At 34.5% G+C, this 17467-nt stretch carries 12 protein-coding genes; 4 read left to right on the top strand and 8 right to left on the bottom strand.

Features of this window, described 5'->3' with window-relative positions:
• Positions 1-47: 47 nt before the first annotated feature.
• From F5ESL0225_RS02845 to F5ESL0225_RS02835, 3 genes are all read right to left on the bottom strand, one after another.
• Positions 48-1514, bottom strand: a complete 1467-nt coding sequence (locus F5ESL0225_RS02845; protein WP_122047812.1) for a beta-xylosidase — start codon at positions 1512-1514, stop codon at positions 48-50.
• Between the two features lie 62 nt (positions 1515-1576).
• Complete coding sequence (locus F5ESL0225_RS02840; RefSeq protein WP_122047811.1) at positions 1577-2767, bottom strand: MFS transporter; 1191 nt, start codon at positions 2765-2767, stop codon at positions 1577-1579.
• Positions 2768-2899: 132 nt separating this feature from the next.
• Complete coding sequence (locus F5ESL0225_RS02835; RefSeq protein ID WP_122024578.1) at positions 2900-3934, bottom strand: AraC family transcriptional regulator; 1035 nt, start codon at positions 3932-3934, stop codon at positions 2900-2902.
• Positions 3935-4104: 170 nt separating this feature from the next.
• Here F5ESL0225_RS02835 and F5ESL0225_RS02830 point away from each other — a divergent pair, with 170 nt between their 5' ends.
• Genes F5ESL0225_RS02830 through pgmB form a run of 3 tightly spaced genes read left to right on the top strand, consistent with a single transcriptional unit; the run spans position 4105 to position 9295 of the window.
• Positions 4105-5808, top strand: a complete 1704-nt coding sequence (locus F5ESL0225_RS02830; protein WP_122047810.1) for a glycoside hydrolase family 3 protein — start codon at positions 4105-4107, stop codon at positions 5806-5808.
• A gap of 18 nt (positions 5809-5826) precedes the next feature.
• Positions 5827-8643 (top strand): alpha-L-rhamnosidase, encoded by a 2817-nt coding sequence (locus F5ESL0225_RS02825; RefSeq protein WP_122047834.1) that lies wholly within the window; start codon positions 5827-5829, stop codon positions 8641-8643.
• Positions 8624-9295, top strand: a complete 672-nt coding sequence (gene pgmB / locus F5ESL0225_RS02820) for a beta-phosphoglucomutase (protein ID WP_122047809.1) — start codon at positions 8624-8626, stop codon at positions 9293-9295. Before F5ESL0225_RS02825 ends, pgmB begins: the two co-directional genes overlap by 20 nt.
• Positions 9296-9420: 125 nt before the next feature.
• Here pgmB and F5ESL0225_RS02815 read toward each other — a convergent pair whose 3' ends face one another.
• From F5ESL0225_RS02815 to F5ESL0225_RS02805, 3 genes are all read right to left on the bottom strand, one after another.
• Positions 9421-10500 (bottom strand): PTS sugar transporter subunit IIC, encoded by a 1080-nt coding sequence (locus tag F5ESL0225_RS02815; RefSeq protein ID WP_122024601.1) that lies wholly within the window; start codon positions 10498-10500, stop codon positions 9421-9423.
• 245 nt (positions 10501-10745) lie between these two features.
• On the bottom strand, positions 10746-12095 hold the full coding sequence (locus F5ESL0225_RS02810) for a glucose-6-phosphate isomerase (RefSeq protein WP_122047808.1): 1350 nt from the start codon (positions 12093-12095) through the stop codon (positions 10746-10748).
• A 108-nt stretch (positions 12096-12203) separates the two neighbouring features.
• A complete protein-coding gene (locus F5ESL0225_RS02805; RefSeq protein WP_122021530.1) occupies positions 12204-12800 on the bottom strand; it encodes a VanZ family protein in 597 nt (198 codons plus the stop codon).
• Between the two features lie 143 nt (positions 12801-12943).
• On the opposite strand from F5ESL0225_RS02805, the gene F5ESL0225_RS02800 reads away from it, so the two are divergent.
• Complete coding sequence (locus tag F5ESL0225_RS02800; RefSeq protein WP_122047807.1) at positions 12944-15127, top strand: LTA synthase family protein; 2184 nt, start codon at positions 12944-12946, stop codon at positions 15125-15127.
• 157 nt (positions 15128-15284) lie between these two features.
• On the opposite strand, the gene F5ESL0225_RS02795 is transcribed toward F5ESL0225_RS02800, so the two are convergent.
• Positions 15285-16739 carry a HAMP domain-containing sensor histidine kinase gene (locus F5ESL0225_RS02795; RefSeq protein WP_122021528.1) on the bottom strand — a complete coding sequence of 485 codons (1455 nt, stop codon included), beginning with the start codon at positions 16737-16739 and terminating at the stop codon, positions 15285-15287.
• Positions 16740-16741: 2 nt separating this feature from the next.
• Positions 16742-17467 carry a response regulator transcription factor gene (locus F5ESL0225_RS02790; protein WP_199688756.1) on the bottom strand — a complete coding sequence of 242 codons (726 nt, stop codon included), beginning with the start codon at positions 17465-17467 and terminating at the stop codon, positions 16742-16744.

The raw sequence follows: 17467 nt of genomic DNA, 5'->3' as shown, positions 1-17467 counted from the left end.
AATTAACCATTTTAACAATATATTAAAACTATTTTAGAGTGATCTTTCTACGAAAAATAATTAGGAATTGTTATAAATATACACGAATTAGGCAGTAAACTTAGTATAATTTTCCCATTTTCAACTAAAATCTGTTCTTTTTGTAATTTAGAATTTTCCCTCAAAAAATCTATTTCTGGCTGTTTAAGGTAGTCTGGTTTACCCATTTCAATCCATTTTTTCATTGGATTGGCATGGCTATCATCGATTCTTTCTAAAATTCCAGCAAAATTTTTCTTGCTTTCAAGTCCTATCTGCACTTTTTCTGTTTTAATTTCTTCACTTGGAACATTGTGATTATATGCAAGTAATTGCAAATCTACGTCATTTCGTACTGCTAAAAGCTCTGCAGTTCCCTGATCATTGCCTTGCACACCCAATCGCTTAAAACCTAGCTTATGTAAAATTTCAAAAATACGATAAACAGGTTTTTCAACTCCATCAACAGTTTGCAAACCATAACCACCATGGAATTGACCCAATTTTTGCGATTGCTCTTCAAAAATATCAGTAAAGGTAAAAAATGAATAACCTTCTACCATGCTATCATTATCTGCGGTTGTTTTGGCAACCATTGCAGCAGCATATGGTTCATCATGAATCATATCACCTACCATTGCTGAAACATTCCACTCTGTATAATAAAGGGGATAGCCCTTGGCTTGCTTGACAGTTTTAGCAGTCATTTCTTTTAAAATGCCACGATGATAATCAGTTTTAGTTTGATCTGAATTTTTAAAAAATTCTTCGATTCCTAGCCCACTTTGCCAAAGTGGATCATCTGTAGGATAATGATGCGTTGTTAAGAAATCTAAAGGAACATTATTAGTTTCACAAAAATCAATCATTTCGGGAATCCATGAATTAAATGATGTTGCAGGACCACCAAATTTAAGATTTTTATCAATTTTTTTCGCTGTTGCAACAGTTATTTGATATAAGTGAAAATAATCTTTTTGTGTTCCAGCAAAAAATAGTGGCAAATTAGGCTCATTCCAAACTTCAAAGAACCACGATTCAACTTCTTCTTTACCATAACGGTCAATAATGTGTTTAATAAATCTTCTAATCAATTCTTCCCATAAGTCATCTGATTTAGGCATGGTATTGTTTCCGCCATACGGAAAAACTCTATTTTCTTTAGATGCAAGGCAAGTTGGCATAAAACTTAACTCTACAAATGGTTTCATACCAATTTTTAGCAAAAAGTCAAAAACCTTGTCAATATTGAGAAAATTATAGGTAATACCCTGTGAATTGCCACTAAAATCAAAATTTTCAATGCAAACACTCATTTCATCATCAAATAAGCCATGAAAACGAACATATTTAAAACCAAGTTCATTATGTGCTTTAATCAACTGTTGGCGATAATCTTCTCTTAATGCAGTATAAGCATGGCAACTACCAACACACGTCTCCCAATAATGTGGGAAAGGAGTTATTTTATTTTCTTCTATTTTAAAATTTAACATTTTTTCCTCTTTTAATCCCATTAATTTATAAACATTTATATAAGCCTAATGATAGATTTGTTTTAATTATTTTTAATTTGTGCTTTCTCTACTCGTGTGCCGAATCTAGTAACAAATAGAATTACTGCCGTAGCAATTGAAATAAAAATCCCTGCAATATAAGAATCATGTCCTGGTTGAATTCTGATTGCTGCTAGCAACATTGGTACTATCATTCCAGCAATAGAACCTAATAAAGTATTAATTGATATAGCAATTGTAAATTGCTTTTGATCAGTCAATAAGGACATCTCATATGGTGCCGTAGCATTAACTAAGACAATCCCAACACCGGAAAAGGCATTTCCAATAATGTGCATTACAATATTGGAAGAAAAAACAATACAGATAAATGATAGTGCAAATGCAATAAATCCCCAGGCAATCGTATCACTTTTGGTAAACTTTCTAATGTAAGTTAATAATGTAGCCGTAATTATTCCACCAATATTCCCTAATGCAGTGACCATTGCTACATAAGCTGTCCCCTTACCTTGTGTTGCCAAAACAATTGATTGATTGGCTAAAAAAGTCATCATCGCTAAAGAAAGCATAAAATTGATAATATAAAGTACATAAACTAGCCCATTAAAATTCTTAAGCAAAGTCCAAAAGCTAATTTTTTCACCATTTTGCCTATTTTTAGCATTAGACAATTTTTTATCTTGGGGTATTAGTAATAGGGTTAAAATAAATACAATTAATGCCAAACCATAAACCCAAAATAAGTTTCTCCAATTAGTACTCCCTAGAACACCACCTAATGCTGTAAAAATCATCATTCCAATATTCGTTACACCAGTTGCCCAACCCATTGCTGTAGCTCTAGCTTCACCAGTGAAATTTTCTTGCAAAAGAACTGGAACAACGTTGGTTATCGTACCTGTACCAAAACCTACTAATATCATACAAGCTAAAATCAAATTTAAACTATTACTATAAAAAGCCGGCACTAATCCTGCAATTCCAACAATTGCTACTGCTAGTAAGCCTAAATTTTTTCTTGTCATTTTAAAGGTAAGATAAGCAAATAATGCAGTTGCAATAATTTGTCCTAATTGAGGAATTGATCCAATCAACTGAACTTTGGATATTGGTTCTTTTGGAAATGATTTAGCAATTGCCGCAATGGCTGACGTTACAGCTGTAGCTAACATTAGCAATAAGTTCATGCATAAAATTCCTATTGCCTTTGGTATCTGTTTTTTATTCATTCAGGTTTATCCTCCTTGAATTCGCTTTCAAATTTCATTTAAAGTATATTAGTCGACTTTGAGGATGACCATATTCAAAAAACAGAGCATTTATATCCATTTCCCAGTTTTCAATATTTAAAATCAAAAAGATTAGCAATTGTTTTTGCTAATCTTTTTATTGTTCTGCCTGCGATATTCAGCTGGTGAAATACCAAAATTGAGTTTGAAAATTTTATAAAAATATGAGGGATTTTCATATCCAACACGACTAGAAATTCTCTCAATTGGTGCAGTAGTGTATGTTAAATATTCAGCCGCCACATTGACCCTTTGCAAATGCACTAATTGAATAAAAGTTTTTCCTGTGTGCTTTTTAAGATAGTCAGATAGATAATTAGGATTAAAGCCAAAGCTTTTAGCCATGTCTTGTAATGTGATTTTATTGTAATTCTTTTCAATATAAAGTAAAAGCGACAATAGATTATTTCTTTGTTTATGATAATCTTTTACTTTAATCTCTGCATTAGCAGCTTGCCGAATTAAGCGGGTAAATATAGTTAGCATCTCTAAACGAATTAACTGATTAGACTGAATATCTGGATGATAATATTCTAAAATCACATCATAAATCAAAGTTAATATCTTGGCATCATGATTTATTTCAAACAAACTATACCGCCCCTCGCCGTACTCTTCATTTGAAAGAAGTGAAAATAAAATATTAGAAATATTGGAGCCATTTTCTCTATGACTTAAGTAATCCAATTCGTTTAAAGAAAATGCCGAACTTCGTAGAGCAATATTAACCACTATACCTTCTTTCCCTATTGGCTTAACTCTATGCACAGTTTTATTGCCGACAAAAATCAGGTTATCTTGTTTAACCTTGACTTCTGAATGTTCTAGTACAACTGTACAACTATCTACTAAGGGAATCATAATTTCAACGTAATCATGCATATGGTACGGAATAAATGATTCGGTTGGTTGAACTGAGATACAAATTGAACTACTACTAAGAACCAAATTATCCGAATAAGTATCAAAAAAGCGGTATACAGGCTCCAGACCAATTTTGCCTGCTTTTTTAATTAAACTACCACTTCTTTTTACAGTTGCTAGTACGTCTTGCCATTCTCTCGGCTTATTATCTTTTCTTAGCAACTTAAAAATTTGATTTTCCAATTTAGTATTTCTCCTTTTTCCGAATTAATTAACTAAACCACTGTTTTTACCAAGAAATAAATCTGTGAAATCAACACAAAAATCATGTATTTTAGCAATAGAAGCTGGGACAAAGCTATATTAAAATAAGAACAAAATTCACTAATATTTATAGCACATGGAGGAAAAAGATGACAGACCTATCTAAAAAACCCTATAACTTGTCTACTACACAAATTAACTTTGTTAAGCAAAAAGTAGCAAGTATGTCAACCGAAGCCAAAATCGGTCAACTTTTCTTTGTCATCGGTGAAGATGAAGAAAACACAGATTTAGCTGCATTTGTAAAAAAATATCAACCTGGCGGAATTATGTACCGTCCTGATGATGCTAAAAAATTACAGCATGAAATAGCAACTTCACAAAAAGCAAGTAATATTCCACTTTTAATCGCAGCTAACCTTGAAGCCGGTGGTAATGGACTCATAAATGGTGGTACTTGGTTAGGCCGCCCATTGCAGATTGCGGCAACCGATGACACTAAAAACGCTTATAATTTAGGCGAAGTTTCTGGTTACGAAGCAAAGCAGGTTGGGGGCAACATGTCATTTGCTCCAATTGTTGATCTTGACCAAAACTTCCGTAATCCAATTATGAATGTCCGAACTTATGGCAGTAATAAAGAACGAGTAATTAGAATGTCAGATGCTCAAATTGCCGGACTAAATGCTAACCACGTTATTCCTGTTGCTAAACACTTCCCTGGTGATGGTGTCGATGAACGTGACCAGCACTTATTAAGTTCGATTAATTCGCTTTCCGCTGATGAATGGATGCAATCCTACGGAGAAATTTATCACCACTTAATTGATAATGGTTTACCAAGTATCATGATTGCTCATATTATGCAACCAGCTTGGGAACGCCGATTGGAGCCAGGAATTGAAGATAAAGACTTAAGACCAGCATCAACTTCTAAGCTTTTAATTAACGGCTTACTTCGGAAAGTTTTGAACTTCAACGGCTTAACGATTACTGATGCAACGCCAATGATTGGTTATAACGCAATAATGAAGCGTTCAGAAGCTTTACCAGCAACAATCAATGCTGGTATTGACATGATTCTCTTTAACAAAGACATTGACGAAGATTATCAATTTATTACTGATGCCGTAGCTAACGGAACCATTCCCATGTCACGCGTTGATGAAGCAGTAACAAGAATAATTGCAACTAAGGTTGCCCAAGGCGTAATGAATACTGCGGGTGAACTCTGTGAACCTGCATTAAGTAATTTCGACTTAAAATTAGCAGAACACGAGAAGCTCGCGGCTAAGGTTGCTAAAGAATCAATCACTCTGGTTAAGGACCGCGACCAATTATTGCCACTGACACCAAAGAAATACCCCCGAGTTCGTCTCGTCGTTTTAGGTGATACTGATGATGGTGGCTTTAAAGAAGGCGGTAAAGTAACTACTAAATTTAAAGAAAAACTTGAAGAAAAAGGATTCCAAGTCACTGTTTTTAATCGAAAACACTTAGATTTCCAAGAAGTTTTTGAAGGTGGCGTTCAATTTGAAAAAGATCGCTTTGACCTTGCCTTTTATGTAGCTAATGTTGAAACGGCAAGTAACCAGACTACCACTAGACTAGATTGGATTCACTTGATGGCCGCTGATGCACCATGGTTCATGAAGGATATCCCAACTGTCTTTGTTTCTACTTGCAACCCATACCACCTCTTTGATATTCCGATGGTTTCAACTTACATTAATGCTTATACAGGCAATGAAGTTACGATTGATGCCTTACTGAAAAAAATGATGGGTCAAGAAGAATTTCTTGGTAAAAATCCAGTAGATCCTTTCTGTGGTCGCTTCGATACCCGTCTATAGAAAGAGAGCAAAATAATGATTGAAATTAATCAGATTACAATTAATCATATGACTGAGCCCCTTGGCTATGACTTAGATAATCATTTACGGGTTGCCTTTAATCTTACTAATTCTGCAACTATACAGGACACAAAAAAAAGAATCGTAGTTAAAGCAGATAAAGAAATTTACGATTCAAACTGGCAAGTTTACAAAAATAACTTTTTTGATTTTGCGCTTAACTTGCAGCCGAGAACTCGTTACGAATTAACCATTTATGTTAAAAACGCTAACGATGAAAGTAGTAAGAGTAGTTTCTTTGAAACTGGTAAAATGGCGGAGCCGTTTACCGCTAGTTGGATTGGCAATAATGATAAAGATATTCAAAACACCTTGCTTGCCAAGAAATTTACACTGACAAAGCCAGTAAAAAGCGCTCGTCTCTACATGACTGGTTTGGGCGTATATGAAGCCTATTTAAATAATGAAAAGGTCGGCAATGAATTACTAGCCCCGGGCACTACCGCATACGATCAATTAATCCAAGTTCAAACTTATGACGTAACTAAACCACTTCAAAAGTCAGCTAATCAAGAATTACTAATTTCACTTGGTGATGGTTGGTATAAAGGTAACTTTGGTTTTGACGGCGGACAAGACAATATCTATGGTAATCGCCAAATGGCGATTGCCGAACTACATGTTCAATACACTGATAATTCAACGGAAATTATTTTAAGTGATGCTTCCTGGAAAACTACTTCAGGTAAAATCACTAAGTCGGCTATCTATTACGGTGAAGATTATGATGATACTCATGTAATAGCTAACTGGCAGCCAGTAACCTTGCTCGATCACTCTAAGGAAATTCTACACGATCGTTTAAGTTTGCCTCTTACAATCAGTGAGTATCTTCCCGTGAAAGAAATAATTAAGACACCAGCTGGTGAAACGGTCTTAGATTTTGGCCAAAATCATGCCGGATGGCCAGAATTCTTTAACCGTGAAAATACTGGTACTACCCTTAAATTGGAAGTTGGTGAAATTCTGAAAAATGGTAATTTTTACCGTGATAATTTAAGGGAAGCCCGAGCAGCATTCTATTATACTTCCAATGGTGAACAAAAATGGGTGCGTCCCCACTTCACTTATTATGGCTACCGCTATGTCAAAGTTACTGGTAATACTAAACCACTAACTAAGGCAGATTTTAGATCAGCAATAATCTATTCAAATATGAAAACTACCGGTGCCATTAAGACAGATAATCCAAAAGTTAACCGCCTGTTAGCTAACGTAATGTGGAGTCAAAAAAGTAATTTCTTTGACGTGCCAACAGATTGTCCGCAACGTGATGAACGTCTTGGGTGGTCTGGTGATGCAGACATTTTTTCAAGTACAGCCGTTTTAAATATGGATACTTATGCCTTTTTCAAAAAATATGCTAAAGACATGTTAATTGAACAAAAACAGCACACTGGAATGCTTACCATGTATGCCCCAGCAATGGGTAATGACAGTGGTGGGGCCGCTATTTGGGGTGATGCAGCGACTGTCATTCCATGGACAGTTTATGAGGCATACGGTGATCCAGCAATCTTAAGGCAAAACTATTCCAGTATGAAGGCTTGGGTTGACTGGATTAGCCAATCTACCTCAACCCCAAATCTTTGGACAGGTTGCTTCCAATTTGGTGATTGGCTATCACTTGATGGTGAAAATCCAGCAATGCCTACTGGTAAAACTGATGAAGACTTCATTGCCTCCATTTACTATTACTACTCAAGTTCAATCGTTGCTGCCAGCGCAAAAGTCTTAGGTCAGCAAGAAGATGCCCACCAATATGCTGAACAAGCTAAAGCTATTAAACAAGCTATTAGAGCTGAATATATCACGCAAAATGGACGCCTAGCAATTGACACCCAAACGGCTTATGCATTGGCACTACGCTTTGATCTGATTCCCAAAGAGCAAAAAAAGCGCGTTGTAAAAGATTTAGTAACGCGCCTTGGTAAAGATAATAATCATCTAAAGACTGGTTTTGTTGGTACCCCGTTGATTTGTCAAGTATTGTCAGAAAACGGTGAACATAAACTAGCCACGCAAATTTTTCTAAACAAAGATTTTCCAAGTTGGCTTTATGCCGTTAACCTTGGCGCTACTACCATCTGGGAACGTTGGAACTCCGTTTTGCCTGATGGTTCAATGAATCCTGAGGGAATGAATTCATTAAATCATTACTCAATCGGCGCAATCATGCAGTGGGTTTATCAACAAGTTCTTGGGCTCCATCAACAAGAAAATGGCTACCAAAAAGTTGAATTTGCACCACAATTTGATTATCGGCTTAAGCAGGTTCAAGGTCATTATGAAAGTTCATATGGTGATCTCCAAATTGAATATCAACTTGAAAAAGACGAAAAACATACAATTGAAATTAACTTGACTATTCCATTTGGACAAACAGTAACAGTGAAACTGCCTCGAACGAACGGACAAGTGCAAGTAAACGGTGTCAATAAAGAATTGCCACTAACTCTTAATGGCGGAAAATACACTATTAGCTACCAACCAGTAACTAGTTACATTGAATATTACAATTTGGCAATGCCAGTTAAGCAAATTATGACTGACCCAGAATTAGTGAAAAATTTAGCACCAATCAATAACGTATTTAATTTTTTGCAAGATTCTAAGAATCTGGAGACTTTTGGTGGTAGTTCTTTAACCGAGCTGAACGTAATGCTCCCATTTATCAATATTTCAGATGATGATTTTGCAAAAATCAAAGAAATCATGGTACAAACACCATTAGCAAGTGAAAGGAAGTTTTTAAATGAAAGGCGTACTGTTTGATCTGGATGGCGTAATTGCCGATACAGCCGTTTACCACTTTCAGGCATGGCGCAAGTTAATTAAAGATCATTTTAACCGTGAATTGCCTGCCGCCTTGGAAAAGCAAACCAAAGGAGTTAGTCGCAATGATTCTTTAACTGCGATTTTAAACTATCTGGATATTAAAGTTAGTGCTGCGGATTTTCAAGAAATGACTAACGAAAAAAATAAAATCTTTCGCGAATTACTTGCCAGCTTAACACCGCAAAATATTCTGCCAGGGATATCTGATTTAATCACCCAATTTAAAGAACATGATGTCAAGCTTTCATTAGCCTCAGCCAGTCTTAATGGGCCTTATATTTTAGAAAAACTGCAATTAAATTCCGCTTTTAATGCAATTGCGGATCCCAGCAAAGTGATGGCAGGAAAACCGGCCCCAGATATTTTCCTAGCTGCTGCATCTGCTATCAATGTCGAGCCCCAAGATTGTGTGGGAGTTGAAGACTCAATTGCTGGTATTAAAGCAATAAATAGTGCAGGTGCATTTTCTGTTGGCGTTGGTGCCAAAAATGAGCTGGGAGAAGCAAAACTGCTATTTCCAAATACTTCTCATTTAAATTATCAGCAAATCGCTCAAGCTTGGCGAAATTTTAACCAAAATTCAAACTGAACCTACAACTTTTAACTTAAAACTTCAGTTTTTCAATTACTTTATAATTAAATAACAAAAATACTCCTAAGTTACAATCATAGTAACTTAGGAGTATTTTTCGTATAGGTTTGTATTTATTGATTCTATTCACCCAAATAGGCAAATACGACTTTTTCATCATAAAGATGAAATACTTTTTCAAAAACGAACCGACAAATAATCGCTACAAATGTCGGTATAATAAGCCAACAAATCATTGCCATGACCGCATTTATACTGGCTTTACCCGCATTCATTGAGGCAAGCGGACCGACCAGCCCAACCAAGCCAAAACCCGCTGATGCTGGAGTACCATTAATTTGAAATAGGGCAACTGGAATAGCAGAAATAATTGCAGTAATTAACGTCGGTACTAAAATAATTGGGTGTCTAAATAAATTGGGCATCATCATCTTCATTGCTCCTAGCGCAACCGCTATAGTAATACCTGATTTATTAGTGCGCCACGAATGAACTACTAAGACGATAGTGGTTGCAGCTACGCCCATGGCAGCAGCTCCTGCCGACATCCCATTGAGCTGAATTGCCATTCCAATTGCTACAGTTGAAATAGGAGAAATAATTAAAACTGAAAACATACAGGCAATCAAAATGCACATTAAAAGTGGTTGTAAATTTGTAAAGGAATTAATGACCGAACCAAGCCAAGTGGTGATTTTACTAACATAGGGCAAAATTAATAAGCCAAGCCAGCTTACACCACCGCCAATCAAAATTGGGGCAGCAACAATTTTTACAGAACCCATTCGCTCACCCACAAGTAACAGCAGGGCTACCGCTAGGCTAGCAGTAATCATTGTATTAATTAAATCACCTGTGCCAGCAGTAATTAGAGCTCCTGAAGCTTTGGTAGCAGGATTAACAATTTGCGGTACAAATTTAGTTACACCAGAACCAACATAGGCTGCGCCAGCAACAATAGCAACATCTAAAGGGGCCAGTTTAAACTGAATCGCAATTAAAGCACCAATTAAAAGTGGTGTTGTACATTGAAAAATCAACAATGCCTGATTAATTCCTATCGTAATTGTATTTTGCCCAAATAATTTTAAAATAGCGTTAACCACTGCATTAGGAATTAAACCAACAATAATTCCAGTTGCCGTTCCAGCTAAGACATTATTAAAAAAAGTTTTAGCAGATAAATTATTATTTTTGCTCATACTATTCATCTGAGCACTCCTTCGCATATAAATTATCTATCAAATTCACATCAACTGACAAACAAAGTTACTTTTAATTTTTCACGTTTTATTACTCCTTTAAAATTATTATTTAGTATTTTATCATGATAAATTAAAAAGTCTATAATATTATTAAAAAATATTTAATGAAAGCAATAATAATATCATATAAATACCCTCCAAGTTGAAAACTTGGAGGGTATCACTTTATATAAAATATTTTATTAATTTTCAGCGTTAAACCGTGCAGTTAAATCATCATGTAATTCTTCATAACCTGGCTTGTTTAATAAGCCAAACATGTTTCGCTTATATGCCTCAACCCCAGGTTGACTGAATGGATTAATACCATTTAAATAACCTGAAATTGCAATCGCTAATTCAAAGAAGTAAATAAGGTAGCCTAATGTGTGTTCAGTTTGATCAGTAATATTAACCGTCATCACCGGTACACCACCATCAGTGTGAGCTAAAACTACACCTTCATATGCTCGTTCATTAACATAATTCAAGCTCTTTCCCGCTAAAAAGTTTAGTTGATCTAAATTGTGCTCATCTGAAGGAATCGCAACGTCATTAGTTGGTTTTTCAACCCTAATTACTGTCTCAAATAAATTACGTAAGCCCTCTTGAATATATTGCCCAAGTGAGTGCAAATCAGTAGTAAAGTTGGCACTTGCTGGCCAAATTCCTTTATTATCTTTACCTTCCGATTCACCCATTAATTGCTTACACCACTCGCTAAACATTCTTAAAGTTGGTTCATAATTCTCAACAATTTCTGTGGTATAACCTTTACGATATAAAATATTACGTAAAGCCGCATATTGGTAAGGACTATCCTTAGTCAAATCGGTATCTTGATAAGCACTTTTTGCATCAGCTGCGCCTTGCATTAATTGATCAATATCAGCACCTGAAACTGCAATTGGCAATAATCCAACAGCTGATAAAACACTAAAACGACCACCAATGTCATCTGGAACAACAAATTCCTCATAGCCTTCAGCATCAGCTTCTGTTTTTAGTGCACCTTTAGCACGATCAGTTGTAGCAAAAATTCGTTTAGTTGCTTCTTCTTTACCATACTTAGCAATTAACTTTTCTTTAAAAATTCTAAAGGCAACTGCAGGCTCAGTGGTAGTACCTGACTTAGAGATTACATTAATACTAAAGTCTTTGTCACCAAGCCAAGCAATTAAATCGTGTAAATATGAGCCTGAAAGTGAATTACCACAAAAAACCACAGTTGGGTATTTTTCTTTACCCTTACCGTAAAAAGCGCTATTTAAAAATTCAATCGCTGCTTGAGCGCCAAGGTATGAGCCACCAATACCTATGCAAATTAAAACTTCAGAGTTGTTTTGAATTCTTTGCGCCGCTTGCTTAATTCGATCAAATTCATCTTTATCGTAGTCAACTGGTAAATTAACCCAACCTAAAAAGTCGCTTCCTGCACCAGTGCCTTCTTGTAATTGCTTGTTAGCTGCATCGACCATCGCTTGCATTTCATTTAGTTCGTTGTCATGAACAAAAGGTGTTAACTTTGTACTGTCAAATTTAACTATACTCATATTAAATACGCTTCCCTTACTGATTTAAATATCTATTTCACAAGAATATTTTAGCAATCTTATTTTATAAATACCAGTTCTTTTTAATAGTTTTATAGTTTTGGTTAATTAGATAAATAACCAGTAAATCAAATACCCAATTGCTGCGCCACAACTATTGAAAAATACGTCATCAATATCACTAATACCTGTTCCAAGCAAAAATTGTAAGCTTTCGATAGCAATTGACAGAGTAATTCCTAATAAAAAAATTTGCCTAAAAGTTTGTTTTTTTCTAAATATAATCGGCGCTAAAAATCCAAATGGAATAAAACAAAATATATTTCCCAAAAAATTATAAATAAAATCAATATGACTTTTGGCATATATCAATTTCCATGTTTCGCGTAAAAAGATCAGATTAATATCACTCAGTGGTCGCCTAAAGTTGAATTTTATTTCCCAGGGAAAATAAGTCTTCCGAAATGTTGTTAACATTAATAATAAGATAATATAAAAGGCAAATAACCATATCGCAACTTCGACTTTTATTGATCTCAAGTTGCCAAACAACTTGAGCCATAATAAGCGGATGATAACAAAGAGCAAAAAATAAAAAATAGTCTTATCAAGTGCTACCATGGTAAGCTTAATCAGTGCAAAATGATTTATTTTCATTGCAAAATAATGAACTAATGTGCTGTATAACGGTCCTAAAAAAATCATGTCTCAGTCAATTCCTAAAATTATATCTAACTAGATTATACTCAAATTAAACCAAATAATTCTTAAAAAAGAACTTAACAATGCAGAAAAGATTGTCTAAAAGGGGAGAAACTTTTAAAATAACTAATTAAGGAGAATTAAATTTGAAAAAAAATTATTTAATCAATTTTATCCAGAAGCGTACAGGCTTTTTTTGCTTATTAATCATTTTATATACCCTAAAATATATCTTTGCCATTTATCATGACTTTAATTTGGGACTTGCTGACCCTTATCAACACTTCATCATGTGGCTCAGTCCAATCGGTACTGCAATTATTTTAATTAATATTGGTTTTTACTTTTCTAAACCAATTATGTCTTATTGCATGATGCTTCTAATGGATTTTGCTAATACTGGCTTGCTTTTTGCCAATATTTTAAACTATCGCCAGTTTTCAGATTTTATTACCGTCAAAACTATCATTAATTCTGGAAAAGTTGCCCCAGGTTTAGGAAAAAGTGCAGTTGCACTACTGGAACCAACAGATTTACTACTCTGGTTAGACTTAATTATAGTTATTCTTTTACTAGTAATGCGTAAAATTAAAATTGACCAAAAGTCCTACGACTTGCTCACACCTTTTACCATTACTAGTTTAGGCGCGTTAATCTTAGTCCTAAATATCTTCTTGGCAGAATCATCACGTCCTCGTCTTCTAAGAACCACTTTTGATCGTTCTTACATTGTTAAATATTTAGGAATTGATACCTTCACCGTTTATGATGGCATTAAAAATGAGCAAACTGAACAAGTTAATCGTAACGCAAATACTTCTGACTTAAATAAAATAATTTCTTTTACTAAAAAAAATCAATTGCCTAAAAGCAGTCTATATTTTGGCAAAGAAAAAAATAAAAATGTGATTGTAATTCACCTAGAAAGTTTTCAACAATTCTTAATTGATTTAAAAATTAATGGCAAAGAAGTCACGCCCTTTCTTAATTCAATTTATCATAATCGGCATACGCTTAGTTTTAATAATTTTTATCATCAGGTTGGAATTGGTCGAACTAGTGATGCAGAAAATATGTTGGAAACAAGCACTTATGGCATTTCTGATGGTTCCCTATTCACAGCATTAGGTAGTTCAAATACATTCCAAGCTGCACCTCAAATTTTACGGCAAAATGGCAAATATACATCTGCTGTTTTTCACGGTAATGTTGGCTCATTTTGGAACCGTGATGATGTATACAAAAACATGGGCTATAACTACTTTTTTGATCAAAATTATTTTAGTCATGAAAAAAATGACCATATTGGTTATGGTATTAAAGATAAAGTCATGTTTGCTGAAAGCATAAAGTATCTTGAACGAATGCAGCAGCCCTTTTATACAAAATTCATTACAGTAACCAACCACACACCTTTTGAAATGGATGATGAAGATTTAGATCCTGCTTTTAAAACTGCCCAAACTAATGATAAATCAATTAATAATTATTTTGAAACTGCTCATTATCTGGACCAGGCTGTACGTGAATTTTTTAATTATCTTAAAAAATCAGGTTTAATCAATAAAACAATGGTGGTAATCTACGGCGATCACTATGGTCTTACCAATTCTGAAAATGAAGTTCTTGCCCCAATAATTGGCGAAAGTTCTGATACTTGGAATAATTATAATAATGTGCAAATGCAACGAGTACCGTTTATGATTCATGCAACAAATTTAAAAGGAGGCATACACAACAAAGTGGCTGGTGAAATTGATGTACTACCTACTTTGCTTCATTTATTAGGTATTTCGAATCATGATTACCTTCAATTTGGTAGCGACCTCCTAGCACCAGGTTATAAGCCATGGATTGTATTTCGCAACGGTACAATTATTAGCCAAAAATATATTATTTTAGGTGGTAAAGGAATTAAAGGACCTGTTTATGAACGAGCAACTGGGAAGCAAATAATTAATTTTACTAATCAAGAAAAATCAGAAATTGCACTGCTAACTAAAAAAAGTAAAAATTCATTGAAATACTCTGATTTACTAAACAACCATAACCTATTGCGTTTTTATACTCCTAATGGATTTAAGCCAGTTGAAGTTAATAATTTTAACTACCTAACTAATTTCCAACAAATGGAGGGGCTACTTGAAATACTAGGAACTAAATCTACTGCCCTAATTACTAAAAAGCACAAAACTACTACTAATTTGTATGAAACAGATGCTCCTGAACTTAAAGAGCGACAAGCAGAAATTTCACAGGTGCCAGAATCTGTAAGTGGCAATCATCTAATCGAGAAAAATAGTAAATCAAATAAAGACTATAAAAAGTAATTATTACTTAATACTTCTTAAACAAGTTAATTGCAACAAAATAAAAAACTGTTAATTACGTTTTAATATCTTCTGAAACTAAATAGATTCAGAACTTAGGATTATTTAAACGTCAATTAGCAGTTTTTTGCTTCAATTTTTCAAATAATTTTTGCAATCATTTAATTGTAATATATTGTTCATATCCTTTATCAAAAATAGTGACTGTAAAGCATGTCCCCTCGTGCGGCTTAGACTTAACACTTATTTTCCCACCGTGTTGTTTAATCAATGATAAAACAATCGACAAACCAAGTCCTGACTCACCAATTCCTAGGCGAGCGCGGGAAGGATCAGCTTTAAAGAAACGCTCAAAAATGTACTTCATCTGCTCATCGTTCATTCCAATTCCATTATCTTTAACAATTATCTGCGTTGCATGCTGAATACGGTACCCTTTAATCAAAATTTTGCCCTGATGGGTAAATTGAATTGCATTTTGGACTAAATTCATCATTATCTGTCGAAATCTATCTTGATCAGCAAAAATTGGTAAATCCGTGGGAACCATAATTTTGATTTCATCTTTTTCTTTTTCAACATTTTGTTTTAATTCATCAGCAACTTCTTGCAAAAGTGGCTGAGCATTAAAGTTTACTTTGGCTAAACTAATTTGATTATTTCTAATTTTTTCGAAATCCAAATTTTCATTAACTAGACGTATCAAGCGTTCAGTTTCACGACGCATGAGCGCAATTGATTTAGATCGTGATTGTTCAGGAATCGCATTATACTGTAAACCTTCTAAAATACCATTAATCGTCGTAAGCGGTGTTCGCATTTCGTGAGCTGCATCCGCCATAAATTGATCACGTCGTTTTTCTTGGTTTTTAATTTCTTCGTTAGACTTCCTAAGTGTTCTAACCATTTGATTAAAATTAGCAGCTAATTGATCGATCTCATCGTTACCATAATAATTAAGCTGAACATCAAAATTTCCAGACGCTACTTTTTTGGTTGCCGTCGATAATCGCTTAATTTTACTGGTTGAATAATAAGAAAACACTAGACTTAATAGCAGACCCACACACAGTGCAATGACAAGTGCATTAATTAAATTATGTTTAGCCATCACAATTGGCTGTTCCACACTCTTTATTTTACTTCCAATCCAAATTGCACCAATCATTTTTCCCTTGTTCATCCAAGGCTTAAGAATACCAGTGTAGGCGTTCTTAGTATTACCAACATAAGTATGGGAATCATTATTATTTTTGATATAAATTTCTTGACCTTGTTTAAGAATGGCACAGACATCTTCTGCCAGATGCAAATTTTTCCTTTTTTCTGGATATATCTGCTCTCCACGCGCATTAAAAACACGTAAATTAAGGTCATCATTATGTAAAACAAACTGTAACTGATCCAAAAATCCAGAATTAAGTATTAGTGTACCATCTGTTTTATCAGTTACAGCTAATGAGCCCAACGATGACGCATAATCTTCCATTCGTTGATAATTTTGAACATAGGATTGATTAGATACGTAATTTATTTCAGAATAACCAATAATGGAAACTATAGTCAAAATAATTAACAAAAAACTAAGCATATGTTGATATAGCAACTTCATAGCTAAACCTGTGAATCATCAAATTTGTAGCCAACACCCCAGACAGTCTGAATGACATTAGCCCCAACTTTTTCTAATTTTTGGCGCAATTTTTTAATATGAGCATCAACTGTCCGCTCTTCACCAAAATAATCATAACCCCAAACTAGTTCCAGCAACTGACCACGTGCAAAAACTTGCTTAGGCTTTTGTGCCATTGTAAAAAGTAACGAAAATTCTTTAGGCGTAATATTAACCACAGCTTGACCATCAAATAAAACCTCACGCCTACTTTTTGAAATTTTCATGTGTGTTGTCTCAACATCAAATGCCTGCGAAACCTGAGTCGATTTATTAAGTTTAGGATTATCTTCAATCTTTATCCTACGCAACAATGCCTTTATTCGTGCAATCAAAGCCAACGGACTAAAGGGCTTTGAGACATAATCATCTGCACCAACACCAAGACCTAAAATTTGATCTTCCTCACTATTTCTAGCAGTCAACATAATAATTGGTACACGTGTTGAAACCGCACGAATTTCTTTGGCAACTTGAATACCGTCTTTCTTTGGCAAATTTAAATCCAAAGTAATTAAATCATACTTATTTGGATCTTGATTAAACTTGTTAACGGCTTGCTCACCGTCAAAGGCAACATCAACTTCCCAACCTTCTTTTTCAAAAAACATGCACATCATTTCCGAAAGTGACTTATCGTCTTCAACCATTAAAATTTTCAGTTTCAT

Source organism: Lactobacillus sp. ESL0225 (assembly GCF_003692905.1).
GTDB lineage: Bacteria > Bacillota > Bacilli > Lactobacillales > Lactobacillaceae > Lactobacillus > Lactobacillus bombicola.
The sequence above is the reverse complement of the archived record's forward strand: the minus strand, read 5'-3'. Positions and strand labels throughout refer to the sequence as shown.